The sequence below is a fragment of the Streptomyces sp. NBC_01546 genome (assembly GCF_045208355.1).
Lineage (GTDB): Bacteria > Actinomycetota > Actinomycetes > Streptomycetales > Streptomycetaceae > Streptomyces.
Window position 1 is genome coordinate 7,304,257 of record NZ_CP109379.1, and the last position, 24,279, is coordinate 7,328,535.

Here is a 24,279-nt window from a genome sequence, read left to right on the forward strand (position 1 = left end):
CCGACCGCTTTCCCGACGACAGGCTTCCTCCCCATGTGCGCGGGCGTACGCTGATCGCCTGAACAGGCCTGGGGGGTACCAGCCATGACGGACCGTCCGACCCGTCTGAACCACAGACGGCGCACCATGGTCGAACGCGAGGCCGAGCTCTCCCTCGTCGACGAAGCCCTGGAACAGCTCGCCGGGCCCTCGCCGGACACGGGCGGCGCGCTGCTCGCCCTCTCCGGCGCCGCCGGCCTCGGCAAGACCACCCTCCTCGCCGAACTGCGCCGCCGCGCCCACGCCCGCTCCTGCACCGTCCTCGCCGCCCGCGGCGGCGAACAGGAGCAGAGCCAGCCCTTCCACGTCGCCCGCCAGCTCATCCAGCCCCACCTGGCCGGCACCTCCGAACGGGAACTGCGCGCCGCCCTCGGCAGCTGGTACTCCATCGTCGGCCCGGCCCTCGGACTCTGCGCACCCGAACAGGGCGCCCCGCCCGACCCCCAGGGCCTGCGCGACGGACTCGACTGGGTCCTCACCCACCTCGTCGTCCAGCGCGCACCCGTCACCCTCGTCCTCGACGACGCGCACTGGGCCGACCCCGAGTCCCTCGGCTGGCTCGCCGCCTTCGCCCCGCGCGCCGAGCACCTCCCGCTGCTCCTCGTCGTCGCCTACCGCCCCGACGAACTGCCCGCCCACGCCGACGCCTTCCGTACCCTGCCCGGCCGGGCGGGACAGCGCCCGCTGCACCTCGCGCCGCTCACCGCACCCGCCGTCGCCGCCCTGATCCGCGAGGCGGTCGGCGACCACGCCGACGACGCCTTCTGCCAGGAGGCGTGGGCCGTCACCACCGGCAACCCCTTCGAGGCCGTCGAACTCACCGCCAAGGTCCGGGACAAGGGCCTGGCCCCGGTCGAGGCCAGCGCCCCGCTGCTGCGCGACCTCGCCGCCGCCCAGCGCGGCAGCGGGCTCGTCGCCCGCCTCGAACGCCTCGGACCGTCCACCGTCCGCTTCGCGTGGGCCTGCGCCGTCCTCGGCACCGCCATCCCCCGGGAGCTCGCCGCCCGGGTCGCCGCCCTCGGCACCGAAGAGGCCGTGGACGCCACCACGCGGCTGCGGGACGCCCGCATCCTGTCGGCCGCGACGACGGAAGACCCCGACGCCGGGCTGGAGTTCGTCCACCCGCTCATCGCCACCGCCATCTACCGCGCCATCCCCGACGCCCTGCGCGTCGCCCTCCACGGCAAGGCCGCCGCAGCGGTCGTCGACGCCGGACTCGGCCCCTCCGCTGCCGCCCGCCACCTGCTCGAGACCCACCCCGAGAACGACCCGTGGGTGGTACGCACCCTGCGCGAGGCCGCCGGCGAGAACCTCCGGGCCGGCGCCCCCGAGGCCGCCCGCCGCCAGCTCGCCCGCGCACTGCGCGAACCCCCGGACTTCGACGAACGCGCGGCCGTCCTCTACGAACTCGGCTGCGCCTCCCTGCTCACCGAGCCCGCCAACACCGTCAACCACCTCCGCGCCGCCCTCGCCGAACCCGTCGACGACCCCGCGCTGCGCCAGGGCATCGTCATACGGCTCGCCCAGGTGCTGGCGCACAGCGACCGCCTCGCCGACGCCTCACAGGCACTCGCGCGGGAGATCCCGTACACCCAGGACGTCCGCGCCCGGCTGCGCCTGCAGTCCGAGCAGTTCATGTGGGACGCCTTCAACGCCGCCGAGCCCGATTCCCCGGCCCGCTCCCGGCGCCTCGCCCGGCTCGCCGACCGGCTGACCGGGCGCGACCTCACCGAGCGGTACGTCATCGGGCTGCGTGCCTGGGACGCCTGCCTGCGCGGCGAGCCCGTGGACGTGGTCCTGCACCACGCCGGGCGGGTGCTGGAGCGGAACTTCAGCTGGGCCCACGAGGACCGCGGCTTCGAGGTCCCCGTGCTCGTGGCCATGGCCCACATGTACGCCGACCGGCCGGGACGGGCGGAGGAGCTGTTCGAGGCGGGCACCGCCGAGTTCGAGCGGCAGGGCTGGCGCGGGGCGCACCTCTCCTTCGCGTACAGCCTGCGCGCGTACATCCGCTACCGGCGCGGGCGGCTCGCCGAGGCCGAGGAACTGGCCAGGGCCGGGCTGCAGCTCGCCGAGCGCGTGGGCCGCGGTACGCCCGTGCACTGGTACACCATCGCCATCCTCATCACGACGCTGCTCGCCCGGGGACGGACCGACGAGGCATGGGAGCTGGCTCGGGAGCACGAGTTCGGCAGGCCCTTCCCGTCGGCGGTGGTCTTCCCGGACTCACAGACCGTCTACGCCGAACTTCTCCTGGCCCGGGGCGGCGCGAAGGCAGCGGCCGCGGAACTGGAGGAGGTGGACCGGCGGTTGACCCCGCGCGGCATCCAGAACCCGGCGTGGTGCCCCTGGCAGCTGCACCTGGCCCGGGCCGTGTCCGGGGACGATCCGGACCGGGCACGCGCACTGGCCGCCGACGCCGTCCGGCGGGCCCGCGCCTTCGGCGCCCCCTCGGGCATCGGCCAGGCCCTGCGCGTGGCGGCGGAGGTCGCGGCGCCCGAGGACCGGGCCGGACTGCTGCGGGAGGCGGTCGCCCTGCTCTCGGAGTCGCCGGCGGGGTACGAACTGGCCCGCGCCCTGACGGCGCTCGGCACCGAGCTGCGGGACACGGAACTGCTGGCCCAGGCCGTGGTGACGGCGCGGGAATGCGGTGCGGACGGCTTGGCGGAGGAGGCGACGTCGACCCTGCTGGGGCTGGGCGTTGGCGTGCCGTGCGGTTCGTCCCGGGAGGACGGACCGACGGAGGAGGAACTCCGGGCGGCGGAGCGCGCCGTGCGGGCCGACGGCGCCAGCGCACCGGGTGCCGATGCGGGTGCGGGTGGTGATGCGGATGAGGCTCCGGCCTGGCCCGGCGGGGTCCGGGACCTGTCCGCGGCCTGCCGCAAGCTGGGCACCGACCGCTCCGGCCTGCCGACCGCCCTGGAGGCGTTCGCCCGTAGCGCAAGGTGAGAGGTCCCGGCGTCCGGTGGGCAGGGTGAACCGTATGGATCACAGCGACCGGATCTCCTGTTTCCAGAGCGAGGCGGCGGCATTCGAGAAGGCCGTCCGCCGCGCCCTCGACCCGGGTGAGCCCGAACCGGCGGTCCCCTCGTGCCCCGGCTGGTCGGTGTCCGACCTGGTCGTGCACCTGGGGGGAGTCCACCGCTACCTCGCGCACGTCCTGCGCGAGCGGCTCACCACCCCGCCGGACCCCGCCGGCCTCTCCCTCCCGGAGCCGCCGGCCGACCCGGAGGGCCTGACGCAGTGGTTCGCGGAGGGTGCGCGGGAGCTGGTGGACCTCTTGAAGGAGCTGGGTCCGGACACCCCGGTGTGGACCTGGGCGCCGGAGCAGAGCTCGGGATTCTGGCTGCGGATGCAGGTGATCGAGCTGGCGGTCCACCGCTGGGACGCGGAATCCGCCACGGGCGTCCCCGGCCCCCTCGACCCGGACCTGGCGGCGGACGCCGTGAGCCAGACCTTCGAGGTGATGGCCCCGGCCCGCCGCTCCTGGCGGGCGGCGCCCGCCGGCAAGGGGGAGAGGTACCGCTTCCGGCGCACCGACGGCCCGGAGTCCTGGACGGTCGTCTTCTCCGCGGACGAGATCCTGCTGGAGCCCGGCTCCACCGCCCCGGTGGACGTCGAAGCGGCCGGCTCCGCCTCGACCCTCGCCCTCTTCCTGTGGGGCCGCCTCACCGCCCCCGCCCTGAAGATCACCGGCGACGCCACCCTGCTCCCGCACTGGTTCACCCTGGTCCCGCCGGTCTGACGGTCCCGGGCGCGGCGGCGGCAGGGGAGGGCGCGGGGAGGGAGGCCGGATGAGGGCCCCGGGCCGGAAAACTTCGCCCGGCCACGTACCATGGCGGCATGTCCTTCCTCCGCCGCCACCGCGCCGCCACACCCGCCGGCCCGGACTTCGACGTCCTGGCCATGGACCCGGGGGACTGGCCGGGCAATCTCGGGGCCGGGCTGCTGCCCGCGCCCGACGGCAGCTGCCAGGGTGTTTTCCTCCGCTACGACCTGTTCGGCGGACGCGGCCCCGCGATGATCATCGGAAACCTGCCCGAGGGTTCCCCCGCCCGGGACCTCTCCGACGGACAGGTCCCCTTCGAGGTCGCCCAGCTCCTCGACGCCCTGGAGAACGACGAGGACGTCGAGGTCACCGGCGCCGAGGACTGCCCCGTCATGCAGGGCGACAACCTCCTCATCGTCCGGAAGATCAAGCTGTCGGAGTCCCGCATCTCCTGCGTCCAGTTCGACCGCAGCGACAACGTGCTGGTCACCATCGCCAGCTGGGACCGCCCGATCACCGATGACCTCTACGCCCTCCTGAAGCCGCTCCCCGCCGAGCTCTTCCAGCAGGGCTGATGCCGCTCGATCACGCGTCCGCGATGTCGTTCGCCGCCACGTAGCCGAACGTCATCGCGGGTCCGATCGTGGAACCGGCCCCCGCGTAGCTGTGGCCCATCACCGCCGCGCTCGCGTTGCCCGCCGCGTACAGTCCCCGGATCACCGAGCCGTCCGCCCGCAGCGCCCGCGCCCGCGCGTCCGTGACGATGCCGCCCTTCGTGCCGAGGTCACCCGGCACGATCTTGAACGCGTAGAACGGCGGCGCCCAGACCGGCGCCAGGCACGAGTTCGGGTGCACTCCCGGGTCCGTGTAGTAGTGGTCGTACGCCGTGTCGCCCCGGTGGAAGTCGGAGTCCGTCCCGTTCCACGCCTGCGCGTTGAACCGGCTCAGCGTCGCCCGCAGCGCCGCCGCGGGAACCCCGATCTGGCCGGCCAGCGCGTCCCAGGTCCACGCCTTCTTCGCCGCCCCCGCCTCGTACCAGGAGTCCGGGAACACGATCGTCGGCAGGATGTCCTTGAACAGGTACTTGTTGCGGTAGTTCTGATCCACGATCAGCCACGCCGGGATGTGCGACCCCGCCGCGCCCCGGTCCTTCTCGTACATCACGTGCACCACATCGCTGTACGGCGCCGCCTCGTTGACGAACCGCGCGCCGTTGCCGTTCACGATCAGCCCGCCCGGCAGGGTCCGTTCGGCGAGGCAGAAGTACGGCTCCCCGGGCAGCGGGATCGACGGGCCCCACCACGCGTCGTCCATCAGGGCCAGCGCCGCCCCCGCGCGCTGTCCCGCCCGGATCCCGTCGCCCGTGTTCTCCTTCGCGCCGACCGTCCACTGCGTGCCGGCCGGCTGCTGCTGGTACTGCGCCCGCATCTCCGCGTTGTGCTCGAAGCCGCCCGAGCCGACGACCACCCCGCGCCGGGCCCGTACGGTGCCCCGTACGCCCTCCTTCTCCACCACCACGCCGGTGACCGCACCGCCTTCTTGGACCAGGTCCACCAGCGGACTGTTCAACCACACCGGCACCCCTGCCCGCTGGAGCCCCGCGCGCAGTCCGGCCGCCAGGGCCTGGCCCATCGTCAGCGGCTTCTGCCCGAGCAGCGCCGCCTTCGTGCCGCGCGCCAGGCACTCCGTGGACACGGCGAGACCCTTGGCATTCACCGCCGCCAGGTTGAGCCACTTGTAGTCCTGGCTGAAGACCACCATCCCGGCGGGCACCGGCATGTACGCCGGGTTCAGACGGGCCAGTTCGGAGCCCAGGATGTTCCCGTCGATCTGGTCCGGCTCGATGGACCGGCCGTTCGGCAGCCCGCCCGGCAGGGTGGGGTAGTAGTCGCTGTACCCGTCCATGAAGCGGAACCTGAGAGGGCTGTTGGCCATCACGAAGTCCAGCATCCGCGGACCGTTGGCGAGGAAGGCGGCCTGCCGGTCGGCCGGCACCTCGGGTCCGACGACGGCCGCCAGGTACGTCGCCGCCTTCTGCGGGGTGTCCGGCACCCCCGCCCCCAGGATCACGGAGTTGTTCGGCAGCCAGATCCCGGCCCCGGAGCGTGCTGCGGACCCGCCGAAGGTGGGTGCCTTCTCGACCACCAGCACGCTCAGCCCCCGCTTGGCGGCGGTGAGCGCGGCGGTCATACCGGCGGCCCCGGACCCGACCACGACGACGTCGAACTCGCCGAGCGGGGGCCCGTCCTGGGCCCCGTCCGCCCGTGCCGCGGCGGCCGGCAGCACGGTGGCGGCGAGCACCCCGGCGCCGGTCCCGGCGAGGACCGTACGTCTGGACGGGGAGGCTCCGGGGGAGGTGCGTGAAGCGCTTGCGGACATGGGCAGGCTCCAGCGGTGTGGGGAGGAGGGGAGTACTCAGCATGTCTGATGCTGAGTCAGAAAAGGTGTTCGGGGGATCATGTGATGTCAAGGCATCCGGCGCCGCCGCCTCGCTTCCAGGGCGTACGCACCGCACACGAGCGAAGTCCCGTGGCGGTGGGGGCCACGGGACTTCGCGTACGGGGGTGCGGGACGCGTCAGCGGGTGCCGACCGCCGCGCGGACCGCTCGGCGCGCCATACCGGCGTCGTCGTGCAGGCGGCGCAGCAGCAGCCGCTGCTCCTCGCCCGAGGACAGGACGCCCGCCGGCAGGGCCTGGGCCGGGGCGGTCGCCAGCATCGAGCGCTGCACCGCCGTCTCGGACATCCGGATCTCCCGGGTCAGCACCAGCATCAGATTGACCAGGAAGGCGTCCCGGACCGCCGGGCCGGCCGACTGGGCGAGCCGGCTGATCTGGCTGCGCGCGGCCGGGGCATCGCCCAGCACCGTCCACAGGGTGGCCAGGTCGTAGCCCGGCAGGTACCAGCCCGCGTGCTCCCAGTCGAGCAGCACCGGCCCGGCCGGGGACAGCAGCAGGTTCGACAGCAGGGCGTCACCGTGGTTGAACTGCAGCGCGGTGCCCGACAGCTTCACGCCGTGCAGCAGCTTCTGCAGGTCACCGAGATCCCGGTCGGTCAGCAGCCCCAGCTCGTAGTCCCGGGCGATCCGCCGCGCGTAGTTCAGCGGGGTCCCGAACAGATCGGCCGGCGGACGCCACTGGTTGACCCGGCACACCGCGCCCAGGGCCGCCCGCAGGTCGACCCGCGGCGGGGCCTCCACGGGATGCCGCTGCAGCGCCGCGACCCGGCCCGCCATCCGCTCGACGATCAGTACGCAGTTCTCCGGGTCGGCGGCGATCAGCCGCGGCACCCGGACCGGCGGGCGGTGCCGGACAAACGCCCGGTATGACCCTATTTCGTGCCGGTACCGCTCGCGCCATTCAGGTGAGTGGTCCAGTAAAACCTTCGCGACGGCGGTCATCCGCCCGGTGGTGCCCACGAGGAGGACCGACCGGCCGCTGCGCCGCAGCACCTGGACGGGCGCGAACTCCGGACAGATCCGCTGCACCGAGGCGAGCGCGGTGCGCAGTTGCGCCCCCTGCGGCCCCGAGAGGTCGATTCTTCCGCTGAGCGGCTGCGATCCGGCCCCCGGCATCCGCCGAGCCCGTACGGCGCCCTGCGCCGGAGCCGCGGGGCGGCCGGGGTCGAGGTAGGGGCCGCCGCTCGCGGGGAGCGTGCGGTGCGGCCGGACCGGGGCGGACACGGAGGACGTTGCTGCGTACATGGCGTTACGGATCCCTTCGTGCGCCGACGAGTTGCGTACGCCGCCCCGCCGGATCCCGTGCATCACCCTGGGGAGTTCCGCCGGTGAACCGGGGCGGGGAGGCGCATTCCAACCACACACCCAGCCGTGGGTGGCGCATCATCGAGCGTGCCCTGGCGAAGCCTGGCGAATAGTCGCTGGGCATCTGACGGCGGGCTACTGTCAACTCAGCCGAGAACCTGGGGGCTTGACGTGAGCAAAGGTCCAAACACCCGCTTGAACGACCTGTTCGGCCTGGCCGGCTGGTCCAAGGGCGAACTGGCGAGGATGGTCAACAGGCAGGCGGCGGCCATGGGCCACCCCCAACTGGCCACCGACACCTCGCGGGTGCGGCGCTGGATCGACATGGGGGAGACCCCGCGCGAACCGGTGCCCACGGTACTGGCAGCACTGTTCACCGAGCGGCTCGGTCGTGTCGTGACCATCGAGGACCTCGGGTTCGTACGGCAGCGGCGCACCAGCAGACGGCAGCCGGGCGGGGCTCAGGAGAACCCCGACGGAATGCCCTGGGCGCCCGAACGCACAGCCGCGGTCCTCACCGAATTCACGGGAATGGACCTCATGCTCAACCGTCGCGGTCTGATGGGCGCGGGCGCCGTGCTCACCGCCGGCTCCGCCCTCAGCAATGCCATGCACGACTGGCTCCACACCGACCCCGCGCTCGCCAAGGAGGCGCAGCGCTTCGGGGAATCCTTCCAGGCCGACCCCGCGGGCTACGACCGCTACGAGGCCGCCCCGATCGGCTCCCAGGAGATCGAGGCACTGGAACGCTCCGTCGACGTGTTCCGTGCCTGGGACGCCTCCAGAGGGGGCGGGCTCCAGCGCAAGGCGGTCGTCGGCCAGCTCAACGAGGTGGGCGGGATGCTCGCCTACCACCACCCCGACCACCTCCAGCGGCGGCTGTGGGGGGTGGCGGCCAACCTCGCCGTCCTCGCGGGCTGGATGTCCCACGACGTGGGTCTCGAACCCACGGCGCAGAAGTACTTCGTCATTGCCGCGCACGCCGCGCGCGAGGGCGGCGACCGGCCGCGCGCCGGCGAGGCGCTCTCCCGGGCCGCCCGCCAGATGGTCCACCTCGGCAAGCCGAACGAGGCCCTCGACCTGATGAAGCTGGCCCAGTCCGGCTCCGGCGAGCAGACCCTGCCCCGTACGCGCGCCATGCTGCACACCATCGAGGCCTGGGCGCAGGCCGCCATGGGCAAGGGTCAGGCGATGCGCCGCACCCTGGGCGAGGCGGAGGAGCTGTTCGTCTCCGACAAGGGCGACGTACCGCCGCCGAGTTGGATGCAGCACTTCGACGAGGCGGACCTGCACGGCATGCAGGCCCTGGCGTACCGTACCCTCGCCGACCACGACGCCACGGCGGCGCCGATCGCCGCGCGCCACGCCAAGGAGGCCCTGCGGTTGCGCGGCGACGGCTACCAGCGCTCGCAGATCTTCGACTACCTCTCGATGGCCTCGGCCTGCTTCATCGCCGACGACCCCGAACAGGCCGACCGCTACGCCCGTCTCGCCCTGGTGTCGATGAACGAGACCTCCTCGCACCGCACCTGGGACCGACTGCGCGAGATGTACCGGCTGACCGGCCAGTACGCGGGGTACGCGCGCATCGAGGACCTGCGCGAGGAGATCGAACGGGCCCTCCCCGACAGCCCGGCGCCGCGCAGTCCGCGCGGTGCGGACGTGTAGTGCGGGAAGGCGTACGGAGACGAGAAAGGCCGCGCCTTCCGGCGCGGCCCTGAGCCCGAAGGCCCCGGAGGCGAGGTTCCCGACGCAGGCGGTCTACGCGCCGACCCGCGCCACCAGCACGCACGCGTCGTCCTCGCGCTCGCTCTCGCCGAACTCCTCGATCACCATGCGCACACAGTCCTGAGCCGACCGTGCCGCCGAGAACCGCGGTGCGAGCGCCAGCAGCCGCTCCGTGCCGTCGGCCCGGCTGAACTCGATGCTGCGCGGCGTCAGTCCGTCCGTGTGCAGGACGAGTACGTCGCCCACCTCGAGGCGCTCCTCGGCCTGCCCGTACGAGGCTCCGGAGGTCGCGCCCAGCAGTACGCCCTCCGGCGGCACCAGGGAGCGGCCGGAGCCGCGGCGGAACAGCAGCGGGGCCGGGTGCCCGGCCTGCGCCCAGGACAGCACGCGGCGCGCGGGATCGTAGCGGCAGCACACGGCCGAGCCGAGCGCCGGCTGTACGGAGGTCTCCAGGAGCTGGTTCAGCCACCCCATCAGGGGGCCCGGCTCGATGCCGGCCATGGCCATGCCGCGCAGCGCGCCGAGCATCATCGCCATGCCGGAGGTGGCGGTCACCCCGTGCCCGGTCAGATCGCCGACCGTCAGCATCGAGCGTCCGTCGGGGAGTTCGAGGGCGTCGTACCAGTCGCCGCCGATCAGTGCGCTGGTCGCCGACGGCAGGTAGTGCGCGGCGACGTCCAGTGTTCCCGTGCTGTTGTGCGGGAACCGCAGGGAGCCGCGCCACGGGGGGAGCACGGCTTCCTGCAGCTCGACCGCCAGCCGGTGCTCGGTCTGCGCGATCTCCCGCTGGCGCTGGAGCGAGTCACGGGACTCGCGCACCGCCCGCTGGCTTCGGCGCAGTTCACTCACGTCCCGCAGTACGGCCCACATGGAGGCCGTGCAACCGTCGGAGTCGAGTACCGGCTCGCCCCTCATGTGCAAGGTCCGGACCCGGCCGTCGGCCCGGACGATGCGGAACTCGCCGTCGATCGCCTTGCCGTCCACCAGGCAGGCCGTGACCCAGGCGGTGAGCAGCGGCTGGTCCTCGGAGAACAGGGTGGAGCCCAGTTCGTCGAGCGGCAGCGCGCCCGCCTCGGGGGACCGGCCGAAGATCTGGAACAGCTCGTCGGACCAACTGACCTCGTCGGTCAGCAGGTTCCACTCGGCGCTGCCGACCCGGGTCTGTGCCTCGGGTCCGGCTTCGGGCGCCGACTGCGGGAGCACGATGGTCTCGGGCGCGGGCGGCAGGCCCTCCTTGAGCTGACCGAGGTGCTCGCCGAGGTCGTCGAGGTGGTGCACGGCGAGATCGCACAGCGCGCGCTGCCAGCGGCCCTGGGCGTCGTCGTCGTCCACGACGGTGTCGCGGCGGACCGCGTCCACTTCACCCCGGAGGCGGCGGGTCTGTGAGATCAGTGCGTCCACCGACCCCGGCTCGGGCGGCTGCGCGGGACGGTCCGCGAACAGGTGGGACGGCATGAGAACTCCGATACAGGCGCGGCACGGCCAAGTCTGAAGGAAGGACCGGTAACGACTGTTGCACAGGCGGCGACGGCGTGTAAGGCGTTTGGCAACATCCGGAACGGTCTTGCTCATGACATATGCCGCAGGCCTTCCGGCGCGTCTTCCCCGTGCGAACGAATCCGGTCAGCCGAGTTCGGGCCGTCATGATCGCCTCCGGCGCGCCCGCCTCTCCGGTCCCACCCCGGAGGCCTTCGACGAGCCGGAACCGGGGCGTAGGCGACGGCCGGAAACAGGCCCTCGGTGCCCGGTGGATCGATCGTACGGCCGAGGTGTGCGAGCCGCGCACCTCCGTTCGGGTCGGGATCGACGCCCCTGCTGCTGTACCCCCGAACGAATGACCCCGTACTCCGTCCACCGATCCTTCCCTCCGGCTTCCCACCTCACCCCTTGATCGCTACTCTACGTGTCGGTAATGAGCCGGGGGTGGTCCGCTCGAGCGGACCCGCGCAGGGTGGGGACGACACACATGACCGGGCAGAACCACCCGGCGGGGCAGAGCCGCCGCTCCTTCCTCACCTACCTCGTCGCGGCGCCGACGCTCGCCCTCGTCACCCGCGCCGGAGCCGACGCGCTCGCCCCGCAGCCCGCCCACGCCGTGGTGCCGAGCCTGCCCGCCATCGCCGATGTGATCGACCTCGGCGACCTGTTCATCCTGGCCGGCGCGCCCACCTCCGCCCTGCTGGCGCTCGCCGTCGAGGCGGACGGGACGATCCGTTTCCGGCTGCCGCGCGAGGAGGTCGGCCAGGGCCTGACCACCGCCGTGGCCATGCTGGTCGCGGAGGAACTGGACGCGCCCCTCGCCGCCGTTCGCGTCGAACTGGACGACGCGCGGCCCGAACTGCTCTTCAACCAGCTCACCGGCTCCTCCAACTCCATCCGCTCCCTCTACGGGCCGGTCCGCCAGTGCGCCGCCACCGCCCGGGCCCGCCTGGTGGCGGCCGCTGCCCGCCGCTGGAGCCTCTCACCAGCCACCCTGACCACCGCGAACGGTGCCGTCCGCGCCCCCGACGGCCGCACCGCCGGCTACGGCTCCCTCGCCGCGGCCGCCGCCGACCCGGGCCTGGTCGTCCTCGGCGCCACCCCCAAGAAGACGGCGAAGCACACCCTGGTCGGCAAGCCGACCGGCCGCGTCGACGCCCGCGCCATGGTCACCGGAGCCCAGCGGTACACCCTCGACCTCGACGTCCCCGGCGCGAAGCCGTGCGTGGTGCGCCGCCCGCCCACGCTCGGCGGCAGCGTCCGCACCGTCGCCAACCTCGCCGCCGTCAAGGCGATGCCCGGCGTCCTGCACGTGGTGACCGTCCCGACCGGGGTCGCGGTCGTCGCCGAGACCTTCGGGCAGGCCCTCGACGCCAAGGCCGCCCTCCAGGTCACCTGGGGTCCGGGCCCCGCCGACGCGCTGTCCGACGCGCAGATCCGTACGAAGCTGCGCGCCGCCACCCCGCCGCTGCTGGTGCCGCCGCTCCTGACCCCGTACGTGGACGCCGAGTTCGACTTCGCCTTCGTCAGCCACGCCCCGATGGAGACCAACTCCGCCGTCGCCGACGTACGGGAGGACCGCGCCGAGATCTGGTCGGGGCTCAAGTCCCCGATCGTGGCCCGCGAGACCATCGCCGCCGACCTCGGACTGCCGCTGGACAAGGTCACGGTGCACGTGGTCCAGGCCGGCGGCTCCTTCGGGCGGCGGCTCTTCTTCGACGCGGCCCTGGAGGCGGCCCGGATCTCCAAGGCCTGCCGCCGCCCGGTCAGGCTGATGTGGACCCGCGTGGACGACACCCGGCACGGCCGGATGCGCCCCGCCACCCACCACAAGATCCGGGCCACCCACCTGCTCGGCGAGATCCTCACCTTCGAGCACCGGGTAGCCGCCGCCGAGACCGACTTCCGGCACGGTCTCGGCGAGATCATCACCGCCACCGCCGCGAGTCTGCCGCTCGGCATCGGCAACGCGACCCTGGCCCAGACCCTGTTCCTGACCACCGTGAAGTCCCCGTACCACTTCGGGCTCACCACCCAGGCCCTCACCGAGGTGCCGACCGGCATCCCCACCGGCTCCTGGCGCTCGGTGTACTCCGCCAACACCCGCGGCGCCGAGGAGATCGTGGTCGACGAACTGGCCGCCGCGACCGGCCGGGACCCGTACCAGTTCCGCCGCACCTTCCTGAAGACCGCCGCCCAGCGGGCCGTGCTCGACAAGGCCGCCACGGAAGGGCAGTGGGGGCGGCCGATGCCGACGGGATGCGCGCAGGGCATCGCCTTCCACGAGGAGTACAAGTCCCGCACCGCGTGCCTCGTCGAGATCGACACCCGCGACCCGGAGCACGTGCGCGTGACCAAGGCCGTCATCGCCGTGGACGTGGGCCTGCCCGTCAACCCGCGCGGGCTGGAGGCCCAGATGATCGGCGGCCTCACCGACGCCATCTCCACCACCCTGCGCGCCGGACTGCACCTGGACAAGGGCCTCCCGCTGGAGGGCAGTTACAGCCAGTTCCACTGGGCGAAGCAGCGCGACACCCCGCGTGACGTACGGGTCCACGTCCTGCCCGCCACCGGCGAGGAGCCGGGCGGCGCGGGCGAGCTCGGCGTCCCCGCGGCGGTCGGCGCGATCGCCAACGCCTGGGCCCGGGCCACCGGTTCCAAGCCGCGCAGCTTCCCCCTCGACTTCGACGTCGACTTCACCCCCTACCCGCGATAGCCCGCAGCCAGGAGTACGCCGTGCCCTCCCACACCTTCACCGTCAACGGGCAGAGCGTCACCGTGGACGCCCCCGACGACCTGCCCCTGCTCTGGGTGCTGCGCGACATGCTGGGCGTCACCGGCCCCAAGTACGGCTGCGGCGTGGACGTCTGCAAGGCCTGCACCAGCCACCTCGACGGCACCGACGTCCGGCCGTGCGTGGTGCCCGTCTCCGCCTGCGCGGGGAAGACGGTGACCACCATCGAGGGGCTTGCCGACGGGGACGACCTTCATCCCGTGCAGGAGGCCTGGCTGGAACAGGACGTCTCCCAGTGCGGCTTCTGCCAGCCCGGCCAGATCATGGCGGCCGTGGCCCTGCTGAAGCGCACCGCCGCCCCCACGGACGAGGACATCGACGCCATCGCCAACATCTGCCGCTGCGGAACCTACTTCCGCATCCGCGAGGCCATCCGCAGCGCGGCCGCCCGCATGTGAGCGGCGGCGGACCCCGGTGTTTCCCCCGCGGATGCCGGGATCCGGCCGCTCGTGGCCCAACCTATGCCGGTCGGGGGCCGTTCGCAGGGTTCGCTCCGCCCAGTGACGCCGCCGGACGGGTATCGCTGCGCACAGTGTGCGGCAGGTGGTTCAATGCCGCGGTGTCCCGGTCAGACGACGTGCTCAAGGTCCACCGGCTCGCCCACACCGGTGGGTCGGCCGCGTTGCTGGAATGGCTCGCCGGCCGGCTGGGCGGGTGGGCCGGGGTGGTGGACGCCGAAGAAGGGCGCGGGCCGGAGTCCGCCGTGCGCGGAGTCGCCGAGATGAACGCCCGCGGCGTACGGTCGGCCATCCTGCACGGCGCCGGATCCGCCACGCTGCTGTTCGCGCTGGACGGCGGGCGCGCGCTGGCCGCCGTACTGTCCCGGCCGCACCACCCGGAGGCGTCCACGCTGCTCGCGGACGCCGCCGTACCGCTGGCCCTCGTCCTGCGCGCCGAGGAGGCCGCGCGGCGGGAGGCGCGGGCCGCTCTCGCCGAGTCGCGGGCCCGAGAGGCGGTGCTGCACCTGCTGATGAACGGCCGGCTCTCCACCGCCCGCCAGATCGCCGAGGCGCTGGGCCCCACGCTGCCCGAGCCGATGCGGATGTACGTCGTGGAATGCCGGACCGGTCAGCGCGGCGAAGTGACCCGGCGGTGCGAGGAACTGACGGGCGGCCGGGCCTGGATCGTGCGCTGCCCGGTGTACGTACGCCACCTGATCGTGCTCGTCCCGGCGGACCTGGCAGCGGCCTCGGCCGACCATGACCCCCTGGCCGGGGCGCTGGTGGAGGTGGCCCCGGACTGCGCGGTCGGGGCCAGCGGGGAGATGTGCCTGCGCGAGGCCCCGGCCGCCTACACCCAGGCCTTCCACGCCCTGGCCGTCGCCCGCGGCCGGGACGAACGGCACGCCCGGTTCGGGCCGGGTCCCGAGCTGGCGCTCGCCGCCCACGGGGCCGGGGCCGGCTGGGCCGAGGCCCTGCTCGCGCCGCTGCACGCGTACGAGCCCCGGCGCCCCCAGGACCCCGGCGCGCAGGAACTGCGCGCCACCGCCCATGCCTGGCTGAACTTCACCTCGCACGCGACCCGGCTGCTGAAGATCCACCGCAACACCCTGGCCGCCCGGCTCCGCCTGGTCGAGACCCTGCTCGGGCTGGACCTCGCACGCCTCGGGGACCAGGCGGCGCTCTCGCTGGCCCTGCGGCTGACCTCGGGTGCGCGGCCCGGCGGCGCGGCCGCGGCGGCCGCCCCCGATCTCGACGAGGTGCTGCGCGATCCGCGGCTGACCGCCTGGGCCCGGGCCCATCTGCGCCCGCTGACCGGGCCCGACGCCCCGTCGGGCGCCCGCGCCACTGTCCGTACCTGGCTGGCGCACGACGCCCAACTCGTCCCGGCGGCCGCCGCGCTGGGCGTCTCCGTCCCCGGCGCCCGCAAGCGGCTGACCCGTGTCGAGGCGCTGCTGGAGCGCTCCCTGCTGCAGTCCCCGAGCGCCCGGCACGATCTGTGGCTGGCGCACCGGGCGGAGGAGCTCGCCAGGTGACACCGTCACCAAAAGGGGCGAATAGCGCAAAACATCAACGATCATGCCCCAATGAGGCGTATCAATGTGAAGCGCGTTCTGGTCGGTGAACCCCTCGACACCGCCCGGATGGGCGAGACCCTCCTGCCCAAACGGCTCGCCCTGCCGATCTTCTGCAGCGACCCGCTCTCCTCCGTGGCCTACGCCACCCAGGAGATCCTGCTGATCCTCGCCCTCGGCGGCGTCACACTGCTCCACCTCACCTGGTACGCGGCCGCCGCCATCGTCTTTCTGCTCGTGGTCGTCATCGCCTCCTACCGGCAGACCTGCCACGCCTACCCCGGAGGCGGCGGCGCCTACATCGTCAGCTCCGAGAACCTCGGACAGACCGCCGCCCTGACCGCCGCCAGCGCCCTGCTCGTCGACTACGTGATGACCGTGGCCGTCTCCGTCGTCGCCGGTGTCGCCGCGATCACCTCCGCCATCCCCGCGCTGAACGACCACGAGGTCGGCCTGTCGGTTGGGTTCGTGGTGCTGCTGACCCTGATGAACCTGCGCGGGGTACGCGAGTCGGGCCGCGTCTTCGCCATCCCCACCTACGGCTTCGTCCTCGTCATCTACCTCATGTTCGCCTGCGCCGCCGTACGGCTGGCGACCGGCGACACCATCCGCGCCGAGTCCGCCCACCTGCCCATCACCGCGACCGGCACCTACACCGGCCTCGCCGTGGTGCTCCTCGCGATGCGCGCCTTCGCCTCCGGCTGTACCGCCCTCACCGGTGTCGAGGCGATCAGCAACGGCGTCCCCGCCTTCCAGAAGCCCAAGGCCAGGAACGCGGCGACCACCCTCGCCGCGATGGGCGTGCTCTCGGTGACCATGTTCATGGGCATCACCGTGCTCGCCATGACGTACCAGGTGCACGTCGCGGCCGACCCCACCGAACTGGGCCTGCCGCCCGGCACCCCGACCTCCACCGCCCTCGCCCAGATCGGCCGCGCCACCTTCGGCAGCTGGCACCTCCTCTTCTACCTGCTCCAGGCCGTCACCGCGGGCGTGCTGATCCTCGCCGCGAACACCGCCTTCAACGGCTTCCCGATGCTCGCCTCGATCCTGGCCAAGGACCGGTACGCGCCGCGCCAGCTCTTCAACCGGGGCGACCGGCTCGTCTACTCCAACGGCGTCGTGCTCCTCGCGCTCGTCGCCATCGCCCTGATCGTCGCGTTCGACGCCGAACTGACCCGCCTCATCCAGCTCTACATCATCGGCGTGTTCGTCTCCTTCACGCTCTCCCAGGCGGGCATGGTCCGGCACTGGCGGAGGGAGCTCGCCTCGCCCGCCACCCGGCGCGAGCAGCGGGTGCACATCCACCGCAGGCTCGCCATCAACGCGGTCGGCGCCTCCCTGACCGCCCTGGTCCTGGTCATCGTCCTGATCACCAAGTTCACGCACGGCGCCTGGCTGGTCGTCATCGCCATGCCGCTGCTGTTCCTCGGCATGAAGGGCGTACGCCGCCACTACGACCAGGTCTCCCGGCAGGTCGCCATCGCCCCCGGTGCGAAGCCGCGCAAACCCGCCCGCCACCACGTACTGGTCCTGGTCGCCTCGGTGCAGGCCCCCACCCTGAAGGCCCTCGGCTACGCGCAGGCCCTGCGCCCCGACACGCTCACGGCGGTCACCGTCGCCGCGGACGAGGAGGAAGCGGCCCGGCTGCGCGAGGAGTGGGCCGAGCACGCCCCGGGCCTCCCGCTGAAGATCCTGCACTCGCCGTACCGCGAGGTGGTGGGCCCGATCCTGGCCCACGTCGAGGACCTGGCGGCGGACAGCTCGACGGACGTGCTCTCGGTGGTGATCCCGGAGTACGTGGTCGGCCACTGGTGGGAGCAGCCCCTGCACAACCAGAACGCGCTGCGGCTGAAGGCCCGGCTGCTGTTCACCCCGGGGGTCGCGGTGATCGACGTGCCGTACCTGCTGGAGTCGGCGAAGTCCCCGCACGCGCCGTAGCGGAGGCGGCCCGTTGCGCCACCGCCGCGTGCGCCAGCGCCAGTTCCACCACCTGCCGCGGGTCCGCGAGCGAGCGGCCGGTGAGCTGCTCCAGGCGCCGCAGCCGGTTCGAGACGGTGTTGCGGTGGCAGTACAGCCGCTGCGCGGCGTACGTCGTTGAGCCCCGGCAGGCCAGCCAGGTGCCCAGCGTGGTCAGCAGCAGCCGGCGGTCCTCCACGGGCAGCGCCAGCACAGGACCCAGCACCACCGTCCGGAGCCGTCCGGCGAGTTCGGCCTGGGCCGCGACCAGCGCCGCCGGGAGTCCCTCGTCGAGCAGGGCGGTGTGCGGGCCGCCCGACTCGGGGGCGGTGCGCAGCGCGAGGGCGGCCAGCCGGTGGGCCCGGGCCAGCTCGGCCGGCGCCTCCACGACCGGACTGACCCCGGCGCGGACCCCGAGCCCCGCGAGCAGTTCCCGTACGGATTCCAGCGGATGGTGGCCCAGCTCCACCAGACCGCTCTCGCCGCCGGCGCGGATCCGCCACAGCACGCGGGGGGCTCCGGCGGCGCCGGTTCTCTCCGTGGCCGTTTCCGCGGCCCCGGCGGAGCCGTCGGCGGCCACCACGACCACGGCGAAGCGGCCGCGCTCGGGAAGTCCCAGCTGCGCCGCGGCCTCGGATGCCGCGGGGGCGTCGGCGGCGGCCGCGCCGTCCAGGAGGACGTCCAGCAGGGCCGCGCGGCGCTCCCGGTCACGGTCCGCGCGGGCGGCCTCCGTACGCCGGTAGGACTCGGACACGGCGTCCGTCATCTGGTCCAGTACGTCCCACAGCGCGGACGCGCCCGGCAGCAGGCGGGGCAGCGCCGACCGGTCGTGCGCGGCCACCGCCTCGGTGAGGGCCGCCCAGAGCAGCCGCCCGCCACTGCGGTAGGCGCGCAGCAACGAGCTGAGCGGCAGCCCCTGTTCCGCCCGCAGCGTGCCGGTGGCCCGGGCGTCGGCGAGCTCCACCGGCAGGCCGCGGGCGCTGCGGACCAGGCCCTCGACGGCCTGGCGGAGGTTGTGGTGGATCCGCTCGCGCAGCTCGGCCCGGCCGAGCAGGGCGGCGTACGCGGGGTCCTCGGCCAGCGTCCGGTCGGCGAGCCGGTCCGCCGCCACGGCGAGCCGGCGGGCCAGGTCCTCGCGTATCTCCTCGATGATCCGCTCCATGACGGGCAGCCTGACACGGGGGAGGGGGTGGTGGGGAGGGCACGGACCGCCCCCATCCGCTACCTTGTGCGAAGCACTGCACGTGCAGTGCTCACAGGACGTGCCGCACCCACCCAGGGACCTGACCATGCGCCAGAATCCGCAGCGCCGCGCCGTGCTGCTCGACGCAGCCATCGAAGTCCTCGCACGCGAGGGCTCGCGCGGCCTGACGCTGCGTGCGGTGGACGCGGAGGCGGGCGTGCCGACGGGCACCACCTCGAACTACTTCGCCAACCGTGCCCAGTTGCTCGTGCAGATCCTGCACCGCACGCGGGAACGGCTGCTGCCGGACCCGGCCGACGCGGCCGGCTCGCCGGACACCAAGGTGCTGCTCGCCCGGCTGCTGGACCGCGCCCGCCGCGAGCGCAACGTGCACATCGCCATGCTGGAGCTGCGCCTGGAGGCCACCCGGCGCCCCGAACTCCAGGCGGAACTGGCCGGGTTCCTCCGTGCGGAGCTGGAGGCGAACGTCGCCTGGCACCTGGAGACGGGCCTGCCAGGCGACCGCCGGGGAGTGGTGCTGCTCTACCTCGCGATGCTGGGCCTGATGGTGGACGACCTGACCGTTCCGACCCTGCTGGACGACCACCCGGTGGAGCCCCTCATCGAGACGATGGCCGAACGCCTCCTCGAGGAGCAGCCGTAGTACTGCCCTTCTCACCGGGCGGCAGGGTCGGTCAGAGGTAGAGGTCGATCGTGAAGCGCCTCGTGCCCGTACCGATCGTGTCGGCGTGGACCGAGCCACGAGCCCGGTGGTATTTCCCGGTGCCGCCGGTGATCGCGTTGTCGAACGAGGGGGGAGGGCCCGGGTTGAGGATGCCGAAGTACATCCCCTGCACGGTGAGCTGGCCGTCCGGGAGGGTGTAGGTCACGACGCACTCCTCCGCTCCGCCGCTGTCCCCCGGCAGCGCCGCCCGGGTGGTGGTGCAGAAGCCGCCGGTCTCGCCGACCTGGTTGCCGGCCTGATCGGAGAGGATCGAGCGGACGACGGTCCGGTCGCCCTGGGCGGCCGGACCGCCGGGGTTGACGGGGAAGCGAGTCTGCTCCGCGAGCCGGCCGATGAGCGTGATGACCCGGTGCTTGCCCTTGTCGTGGCCGGAGCCGGTGTCCGTCCCGGCGGCGCCGGCGACAGGGGCGCAGGCGAGAAGGGCAACCAGCGCAGTGGCCGTGCCGAGACAGGCTGCTCTGATGGGGCGCATCGTGTGGCTCCTGAGGTTGATGCTCATGGATGGTCAGCTGACGAAACCGTCATGCGATTTCATTCATAACCTCGGCTCCGCCGCCGCCCGGAACGTCCCGGCGCGACCCACCGGCAGATCCGACCGATCGGACCAACCCGGGACGTGAGACGGCCCGCCCGCCCGGGCCTTGCCGGTCAGCCCGCGTGGTCGCGGATCACCCGGCGTGCCAGGACGGCCCGCGCCGGGGCCAGCTCCGCGCTCACTGCGGCCGCCCGCGCCGTGTCGTGGACTACGCCCGCCGGATGCGGGCCGCCCGCGGCCGCGCAGCGGCGGCGCAGGTGCGTCGGCGGGTGGGTGCTGTCCACACTGTGCCCGCGCCGGGCGGCGGCCCGTCGCAGCCGCTCGTACTCCCGCTCCGGCACGGCGCCGGCAAAGGCGGCCACCCGCTCCCACAGCCCCTGCTCCGCCCGGTCGCGTGCCTCGCGCGCACCGCGCCCGCCGCGCATCTGTGCCGCCACCGCCTCACGCCGCAGCTCCGCCTCGACCGAGCCGGAGACGAGGAGCCGGTCCATCAGACCGACGGCGGCCTCCGTGGACCCGGCCCGGGCCGCGCTCACGTCGGCGAGATACTCGGCCCGCTGCGAGGCCCGCAACGTCAGCCGGTCGAGCAGCAGGAGCAGCCCGTACACCGCCCACCGCGGCAGGAAGGTCGCCGCGTTCACGAACCGGTCCAGCAGCTGTCGCGGCTCCGTCGGCGCCAGTACGTAGGACCAGACCGAAAGGGAGTGCAGGGCCCCGGCCGTCACGCGGGCCCGCCGGAGGTCGCCGTTGGCGAAGTGGCCCAGCTCGTGACCCAGCAGGGCCACCCGCTCCTGTGGCGAGAGGATCTCCCAGAGTCCGAGCCCCAGGTACATCACGCGCCGCTGCCGCAGGCCGTAGGTGGTCACCATCGCGTTCGCGGCCGGCTCCACGACCACGGCGTGCACCCCGGCCGTCCCGACCGCGGTCCCGACCTCGTCGATCAGCTCGAACAGCCGCGGCGCGTCCGCCCGGTACAGCACCGGCTCGTCCTTCGGCAGCCGCACCGGGCGTGGCCGCAGGACCGCCGCGAGCGCCAGCAGCAACACGCCGACCACCGGCTGCACCCCGGTCTCCCACCCCAGGACGACCAGCAGCACCCCGGCCACCAGCAGGACCGCGGTCAGCGCGTGCACCAGGAGCGAGACGCCGAAGGCCAGCGCCGTCGTCGCGTCCCGTGCCTGTGGCCCACTGCCGTCCGCCCCGCGCTCCATCTCGGCCGACAGCTGCTCCCCGTACTCACGCGCCAGTCGCCGCCGCACGGCCGCGATCCGCCCGGGCTCCGGGTCCGGCTCACCCGGGTCGACGTTCCAGTCGCAGGCCGCGCACCATTCGACGTACCGCTCGTCCACGGGCACGGTGCCCCCGCAATCCGGGCATTTCCGTGTCGGTGGTGCGGCCACGCCGCCGGCGATCTCCATGATTCCCTCCCCGCCGCGGGCCCCCCTTGGATCCGCGGTCGGGGCAGCATAGAAGGCGGCCCACTCGCCCACCGCACCCGGGCTGAGGTGCGCGGATGTGGTTTTGCCGGGGGCGGCGGGGGTTTGTGACACTGGCGGGGTGAATGCGACCGATCTGTTCCACCAGATGCTGCGCCGGAGGATCGCGCCCGCGTTGCGTGACGCCGGGTTCACCGGGGCCGGGCTGGAGTACCGGCTCCGGGAGGCCGCGCCCGATCACGCGCTGATCGGGTTCCAGCGCAGTGCCTCCGACGGCGACGGGGAGGAGCGGTGCAGGTTCACGGTCAACGTGCGGTCCGTCCCGTACGAGGAGCACGAGGCCCTGCGGCGGCTGCGCCCGGCCCTCGGGAGCAGGCTTTCGGCCAATCGCGTCGGGCCCGTCGGGCGGCACACGCGGATCGGGCAACTGCTCGGCCATCCGCACGACCACTGGTGGACCGTCACCGACGAGCGCAGCGCCGACCGGGTCGCCGACGACGTCCTGGCCCTGGTCCTGCGCCACGCGGTGCCCGCCCTGTGGGCCGGGCTCACCGACCGGACCCCGCTGCACGGCCCGGTCCTCGAACCGGTGCCCGACTGCCTGGACCCGTACTGCCTCAGGACCGGGGGAGGTCCGCGTCCGGCAGCGGGCGCTCCCACACCCCACGAGCTCGAGAACGCCCTCGTCATGGAGATCGGCGAACGCCGGTGCACCTACGTCCTCACCTTCCTCGACGAGGCCAGCGACCGTGAGGCCCGGCTCCACATCGACGCCCCCTGGCGCCTCGAGCAGCCGCTCTTCGGCTGGGTGCGGGTCGGCTACGGACCCGAGGGCGACGTACGCACGGCCCCCTCCGTGGGCAGCTCCCTGCCCACCCATCCCCTGGCCCTGCTCGGTGAACTCACCCTGTGCGGCGTCGACTCGGCCGAGACCATGCCCGACGGGTCCCTGGTCCTCGCCTTCGAGCAGGGCACCCCGCGCGAGACCTTCCTGACCGTCGCCGGAACCCCGCACGCCCTCGCCGTGGACAAGCCCTGGCATTTCGAGGACTGGACCGAGGTCCGGTGATCTTATGCTCGGGTACGCGAGTCAGCTGGTTTTGTGGCTGGTGAGCGACTTTGATGGGTTTGCCAGGCCTCGTACCGGAGCAGGGGGACCACTCATGGGCGCCGACCACAGCCAGGACCACAGTCAGGACCAGGACCACGGCAACGACCACCACGGCCCGAAGGACAGCACACCCACCCTGATCGGTTCCGTGCAGCGCGCGCTGCGCCTCCTGGAAGCGATGTACGCGGAAGGCGGGGCGACGGCCAAGCGGCTCGCCCGGCTCACCGGCATCCCGTTGCCCACCGTTTACCACCTCCTGCGCACCCTCAGCCATGAGGGATACGTCCTGCGCGAAGGCGGGTCTTTTCGGCTCTCGGACGATCTTCCGCTCGCTTCGTGATCAAAAGTCGACGGGTTCCGGCCAAGCTCTCGCGCGCTTCGGCGCATGTTCCAGCGGAAAATGCCAGAACCCCCTTCCGCAGTGTGGAAGTTGAGTAAGTTCCCTCCTGTCGCGCCGTACGACCGTGCAATCCGCACGTCCGGCCGGGAGGGGAGCCCGCGTGCCCGGGATCGACGAATGCCTGCTCGAAGCCATGGCCTTGCCTGGTGCGCGGGGGGCCGCGCTGGTCGACTGGAGCAGCGGACTGGCCCTCGGCACCGCGGGGGAATCGCCCGTGGGAGACCACGAGACCACCGCTGCCGAGACCGCCGAGCTGGCCCGTGCGGCCGCCGAGTACGAGTCCTTCGCACCTGCGGACGCCGCGCCCGGTGACAAGCCCGGTGACGCCACCGGCCAGCCCGTCGAGGACCTGATCGTCACCACCCGCACCGGCTACCACGTGCTGCGCTTCGTCGAGACGAGCTTCGACAGCAGCGTCTTCCTGCACTTGTGGCTCGACCGCGCCGACGGCAACCTCGCCCTCGCACGCCACAGACTCCGCGCCCTGGCGGAGGGGCTGGTGCTCAGATGACCACCCCGACCGTGCCCGTGGCCGCGTCCGCCGCCGTCTCCCCCCTCCTCACCCGGCTCGCCGCCGAACGCGCCACCGGCGCCCTGTTACGCGACCGCGGCACCCTCTTCCTGGAGAACGGCAACGTCGTCCACGCCGAGAGCCCGGCCACCCCCGGCCTGGACGTGCTGCTCACCACCGGCGGCGGTCTCGCCCCCGAGCGCTGGCGCGAGGCCGTGGACCGGGCCGGCGCCCGCCGCCAGGTCGCCCGCTTCCTCGTCGACAGCGGCGGACTCGCGGGCGGGGAGCTCGAGATCTGCCACCTCGCCGCCATCTTCGACGCAGCCTTCTTCGCCCTCTCCCCGGGCAGCGGGCCTTCCCGGTTCCGCCGCGGGGCCACCCACTGGATAGGGTCCGTCCGTTCGGTCCCGGCCGCCGCCGTCGAACGCGAGACCCGGCGCCGCAGGGAACTCCTCGACGCGGTCTGGCCGTACCCCCTGCTGGACACCGCCCCGGTGGTGCCGCGGCCCGCCGCGCCCGGCCAGACGGTCACCCCCCGGCAGCGGATCCTGCTGCGCCAAGCGGACGGCCTGCGCACCCCGGCCGACCTCGCGTGGGTACTGGGCCGGCCCGCCTTCCACACGCTGCTCGACGTACGGCGCCTCGCGGCGGCCGGACTCGTCGAGACCCCGCACACCCCGGCCCCTCCGCCGGCCGCGGAACCCCTGCCCGACTGGATGACCCAGGCCCAATCCCCGGACGTGGCGCTGCTCCGCCGGTTACGCGACGCACTGGAGGCAAGCCTGTGAGGCTCCCGCTGCGACCGGCCCTGCGCG

The 24,279-nt window shown here is 73.4% G+C and carries 19 protein-coding genes; 13 read left to right on the plus strand and 6 right to left on the minus strand.

The genetic code is table 11. The features are described from left to right. Positions 1-84: 84 nt before the first annotated feature. From OHA89_RS33340 to OHA89_RS33350, 3 genes are all read left to right on the plus strand, one after another. On the plus strand, positions 85-2,988 hold the full coding sequence (locus tag OHA89_RS33340) for an AAA family ATPase (protein WP_266611512.1): 2,904 nt from the start codon (positions 85-87) through the stop codon (positions 2,986-2,988). Between the two features lie 34 nt (positions 2,989-3,022). Continuing rightward, complete coding sequence (locus OHA89_RS33345) at positions 3,023-3,784, plus strand: maleylpyruvate isomerase family mycothiol-dependent enzyme (RefSeq protein WP_406367786.1); 762 nt, start codon at positions 3,023-3,025, stop codon at positions 3,782-3,784. Between the two features lie 98 nt (positions 3,785-3,882). Continuing rightward, complete coding sequence (locus OHA89_RS33350) at positions 3,883-4,383, plus strand: hypothetical protein (RefSeq protein ID WP_073918350.1); 501 nt, start codon at positions 3,883-3,885, stop codon at positions 4,381-4,383. A gap of 10 nt (positions 4,384-4,393) precedes the next feature. Here OHA89_RS33350 and kstD read toward each other — a convergent pair whose 3' ends face one another. Together kstD and OHA89_RS33360 are read right to left on the minus strand one after the other, a co-directional pair. Beyond that, a complete protein-coding gene (gene kstD / locus OHA89_RS33355) occupies positions 4,394-6,187 on the minus strand; it encodes a 3-oxosteroid 1-dehydrogenase (protein ID WP_406367787.1) in 1,794 nt (597 codons plus the stop codon). Positions 6,188-6,384: 197 nt separating this feature from the next. Beyond that, on the minus strand, positions 6,385-7,509 hold the full coding sequence (locus tag OHA89_RS33360) for an aminoglycoside phosphotransferase family protein (protein WP_257558039.1): 1,125 nt from the start codon (positions 7,507-7,509) through the stop codon (positions 6,385-6,387). A gap of 231 nt (positions 7,510-7,740) precedes the next feature. Here OHA89_RS33360 and OHA89_RS33365 point away from each other — a divergent pair, with 231 nt between their 5' ends. Then, positions 7,741-9,237 (plus strand): hypothetical protein, encoded by a 1,497-nt coding sequence (locus OHA89_RS33365; RefSeq protein WP_257558040.1) that lies wholly within the window; start codon positions 7,741-7,743, stop codon positions 9,235-9,237. Positions 9,238-9,330: 93 nt separating this feature from the next. Here OHA89_RS33365 and OHA89_RS33370 read toward each other — a convergent pair whose 3' ends face one another. Then, complete coding sequence (locus OHA89_RS33370) at positions 9,331-10,752, minus strand: PP2C family protein-serine/threonine phosphatase (RefSeq protein ID WP_266611520.1); 1,422 nt, start codon at positions 10,750-10,752, stop codon at positions 9,331-9,333. A 511-nt stretch (positions 10,753-11,263) separates the two neighbouring features. Between OHA89_RS33370 and OHA89_RS33375 the strand changes: the two genes are divergently transcribed. The 4 genes from OHA89_RS33375 (at position 11,264) to OHA89_RS33390 (ending at position 17,525) form a co-directional block, all read left to right on the plus strand. Continuing rightward, positions 11,264-13,492 (plus strand): molybdopterin cofactor-binding domain-containing protein, encoded by a 2,229-nt coding sequence (locus OHA89_RS33375; protein WP_406367788.1) that lies wholly within the window; start codon positions 11,264-11,266, stop codon positions 13,490-13,492. A 20-nt stretch (positions 13,493-13,512) separates the two neighbouring features. After that, entirely contained in the window at positions 13,513-13,968 is a 456-nt protein-coding gene (locus OHA89_RS33380; protein ID WP_266611525.1) for a (2Fe-2S)-binding protein, read from the plus strand. Between the two features lie 161 nt (positions 13,969-14,129). Then, positions 14,130-15,545 (plus strand): helix-turn-helix domain-containing protein, encoded by a 1,416-nt coding sequence (locus OHA89_RS33385; protein ID WP_406367789.1) that lies wholly within the window; start codon positions 14,130-14,132, stop codon positions 15,543-15,545. A gap of 51 nt (positions 15,546-15,596) precedes the next feature. Continuing rightward, positions 15,597-17,525 carry an APC family permease gene (locus OHA89_RS33390; protein WP_266611529.1) on the plus strand — a complete coding sequence of 643 codons (1,929 nt, stop codon included), beginning with the start codon at positions 15,597-15,599 and terminating at the stop codon, positions 17,523-17,525. Here the strand turns inward: OHA89_RS33390 and OHA89_RS33395 are convergent. Beyond that, a complete protein-coding gene (locus tag OHA89_RS33395) occupies positions 17,455-18,705 on the minus strand; it encodes a helix-turn-helix domain-containing protein (RefSeq protein ID WP_266611531.1) in 1,251 nt (416 codons plus the stop codon). The genes OHA89_RS33390 and OHA89_RS33395 overlap by 71 nt on opposite strands. 127 nt (positions 18,706-18,832) lie before the next feature. Here OHA89_RS33395 and OHA89_RS33400 point away from each other — a divergent pair, with 127 nt between their 5' ends. Next, a complete protein-coding gene (locus tag OHA89_RS33400; RefSeq protein WP_266611533.1) occupies positions 18,833-19,390 on the plus strand; it encodes a TetR/AcrR family transcriptional regulator in 558 nt (185 codons plus the stop codon). 31 nt (positions 19,391-19,421) lie between these two features. Here OHA89_RS33400 and OHA89_RS33405 read toward each other — a convergent pair whose 3' ends face one another. Both OHA89_RS33405 and OHA89_RS33410 read right to left on the minus strand, forming a co-directional pair. After that, positions 19,422-19,943, minus strand: coding sequence for an allene oxide cyclase barrel-like domain-containing protein (locus OHA89_RS33405; RefSeq protein ID WP_266611535.1), 522 nt, complete (start codon positions 19,941-19,943; stop codon positions 19,422-19,424). Positions 19,944-20,119: 176 nt separating this feature from the next. Next, complete coding sequence (locus OHA89_RS33410; protein ID WP_266611537.1) at positions 20,120-21,424, minus strand: M48 family metallopeptidase; 1,305 nt, start codon at positions 21,422-21,424, stop codon at positions 20,120-20,122. 139 nt (positions 21,425-21,563) lie between these two features. On the opposite strand from OHA89_RS33410, the gene OHA89_RS33415 reads away from it, so the two are divergent. From OHA89_RS33415 to OHA89_RS33430, 4 genes are all read left to right on the plus strand, one after another. Then, entirely contained in the window at positions 21,564-22,511 is a 948-nt protein-coding gene (locus OHA89_RS33415) for a DUF4304 domain-containing protein (protein ID WP_406367790.1), read from the plus strand. Between the two features lie 94 nt (positions 22,512-22,605). Then, on the plus strand, positions 22,606-22,893 hold the full coding sequence (locus OHA89_RS33420) for a helix-turn-helix domain-containing protein (protein WP_406367791.1): 288 nt from the start codon (positions 22,606-22,608) through the stop codon (positions 22,891-22,893). A 160-nt stretch (positions 22,894-23,053) separates the two neighbouring features. Beyond that, entirely contained in the window at positions 23,054-23,464 is a 411-nt protein-coding gene (locus OHA89_RS33425; RefSeq protein WP_266611541.1) for a hypothetical protein, read from the plus strand. Next, positions 23,461-24,252, plus strand: a complete 792-nt coding sequence (locus OHA89_RS33430) for a transcriptional regulator (RefSeq protein WP_406367792.1) — start codon at positions 23,461-23,463, stop codon at positions 24,250-24,252. The genes OHA89_RS33425 and OHA89_RS33430 overlap by 4 nt, the downstream gene beginning before the upstream one ends. Positions 24,253-24,279 lie beyond the last annotated feature (27 nt).

Coding starts and splice junctions, on each gene's coding strand:
- OHA89_RS33340 (WP_266611512.1), top strand. CDS start 85: ATGACGGACCGTCCGACCCGTCTGAACCACAGACGGCGCACCATGGTC.
- OHA89_RS33345 (WP_406367786.1), top strand. CDS start 3,023: ATGGATCACAGCGACCGGATCTCCTGTTTCCAGAGCGAGGCGGCGGCA.
- OHA89_RS33350 (WP_073918350.1), top strand. CDS start 3,883: ATGTCCTTCCTCCGCCGCCACCGCGCCGCCACACCCGCCGGCCCGGAC.
- kstD (WP_406367787.1), bottom strand. CDS start 6,187: ATGTCCGCAAGCGCTTCACGCACCTCCCCCGGAGCCTCCCCGTCCAGA.
- OHA89_RS33360 (WP_257558039.1), bottom strand. CDS start 7,509: ATGTACGCAGCAACGTCCTCCGTGTCCGCCCCGGTCCGGCCGCACCGC.
- OHA89_RS33370 (WP_266611520.1), bottom strand. CDS start 10,752: ATGCCGTCCCACCTGTTCGCGGACCGTCCCGCGCAGCCGCCCGAGCCG.
- OHA89_RS33375 (WP_406367788.1), top strand. CDS start 11,264: ATGACCGGGCAGAACCACCCGGCGGGGCAGAGCCGCCGCTCCTTCCTC.
- OHA89_RS33390 (WP_266611529.1), top strand. CDS start 15,597: ATGAGGCGTATCAATGTGAAGCGCGTTCTGGTCGGTGAACCCCTCGAC.
- OHA89_RS33395 (WP_266611531.1), bottom strand. CDS start 18,705: ATGGAGCGGATCATCGAGGAGATACGCGAGGACCTGGCCCGCCGGCTC.
- OHA89_RS33400 (WP_266611533.1), top strand. CDS start 18,833: ATGCGCCAGAATCCGCAGCGCCGCGCCGTGCTGCTCGACGCAGCCATC.
- OHA89_RS33405 (WP_266611535.1), bottom strand. CDS start 19,943: ATGCGCCCCATCAGAGCAGCCTGTCTCGGCACGGCCACTGCGCTGGTT.
- OHA89_RS33410 (WP_266611537.1), bottom strand. CDS start 21,424: ATGGAGATCGCCGGCGGCGTGGCCGCACCACCGACACGGAAATGCCCG.
- OHA89_RS33420 (WP_406367791.1), top strand. CDS start 22,606: ATGGGCGCCGACCACAGCCAGGACCACAGTCAGGACCAGGACCACGGC.
- OHA89_RS33430 (WP_406367792.1), top strand. CDS start 23,461: ATGACCACCCCGACCGTGCCCGTGGCCGCGTCCGCCGCCGTCTCCCCC.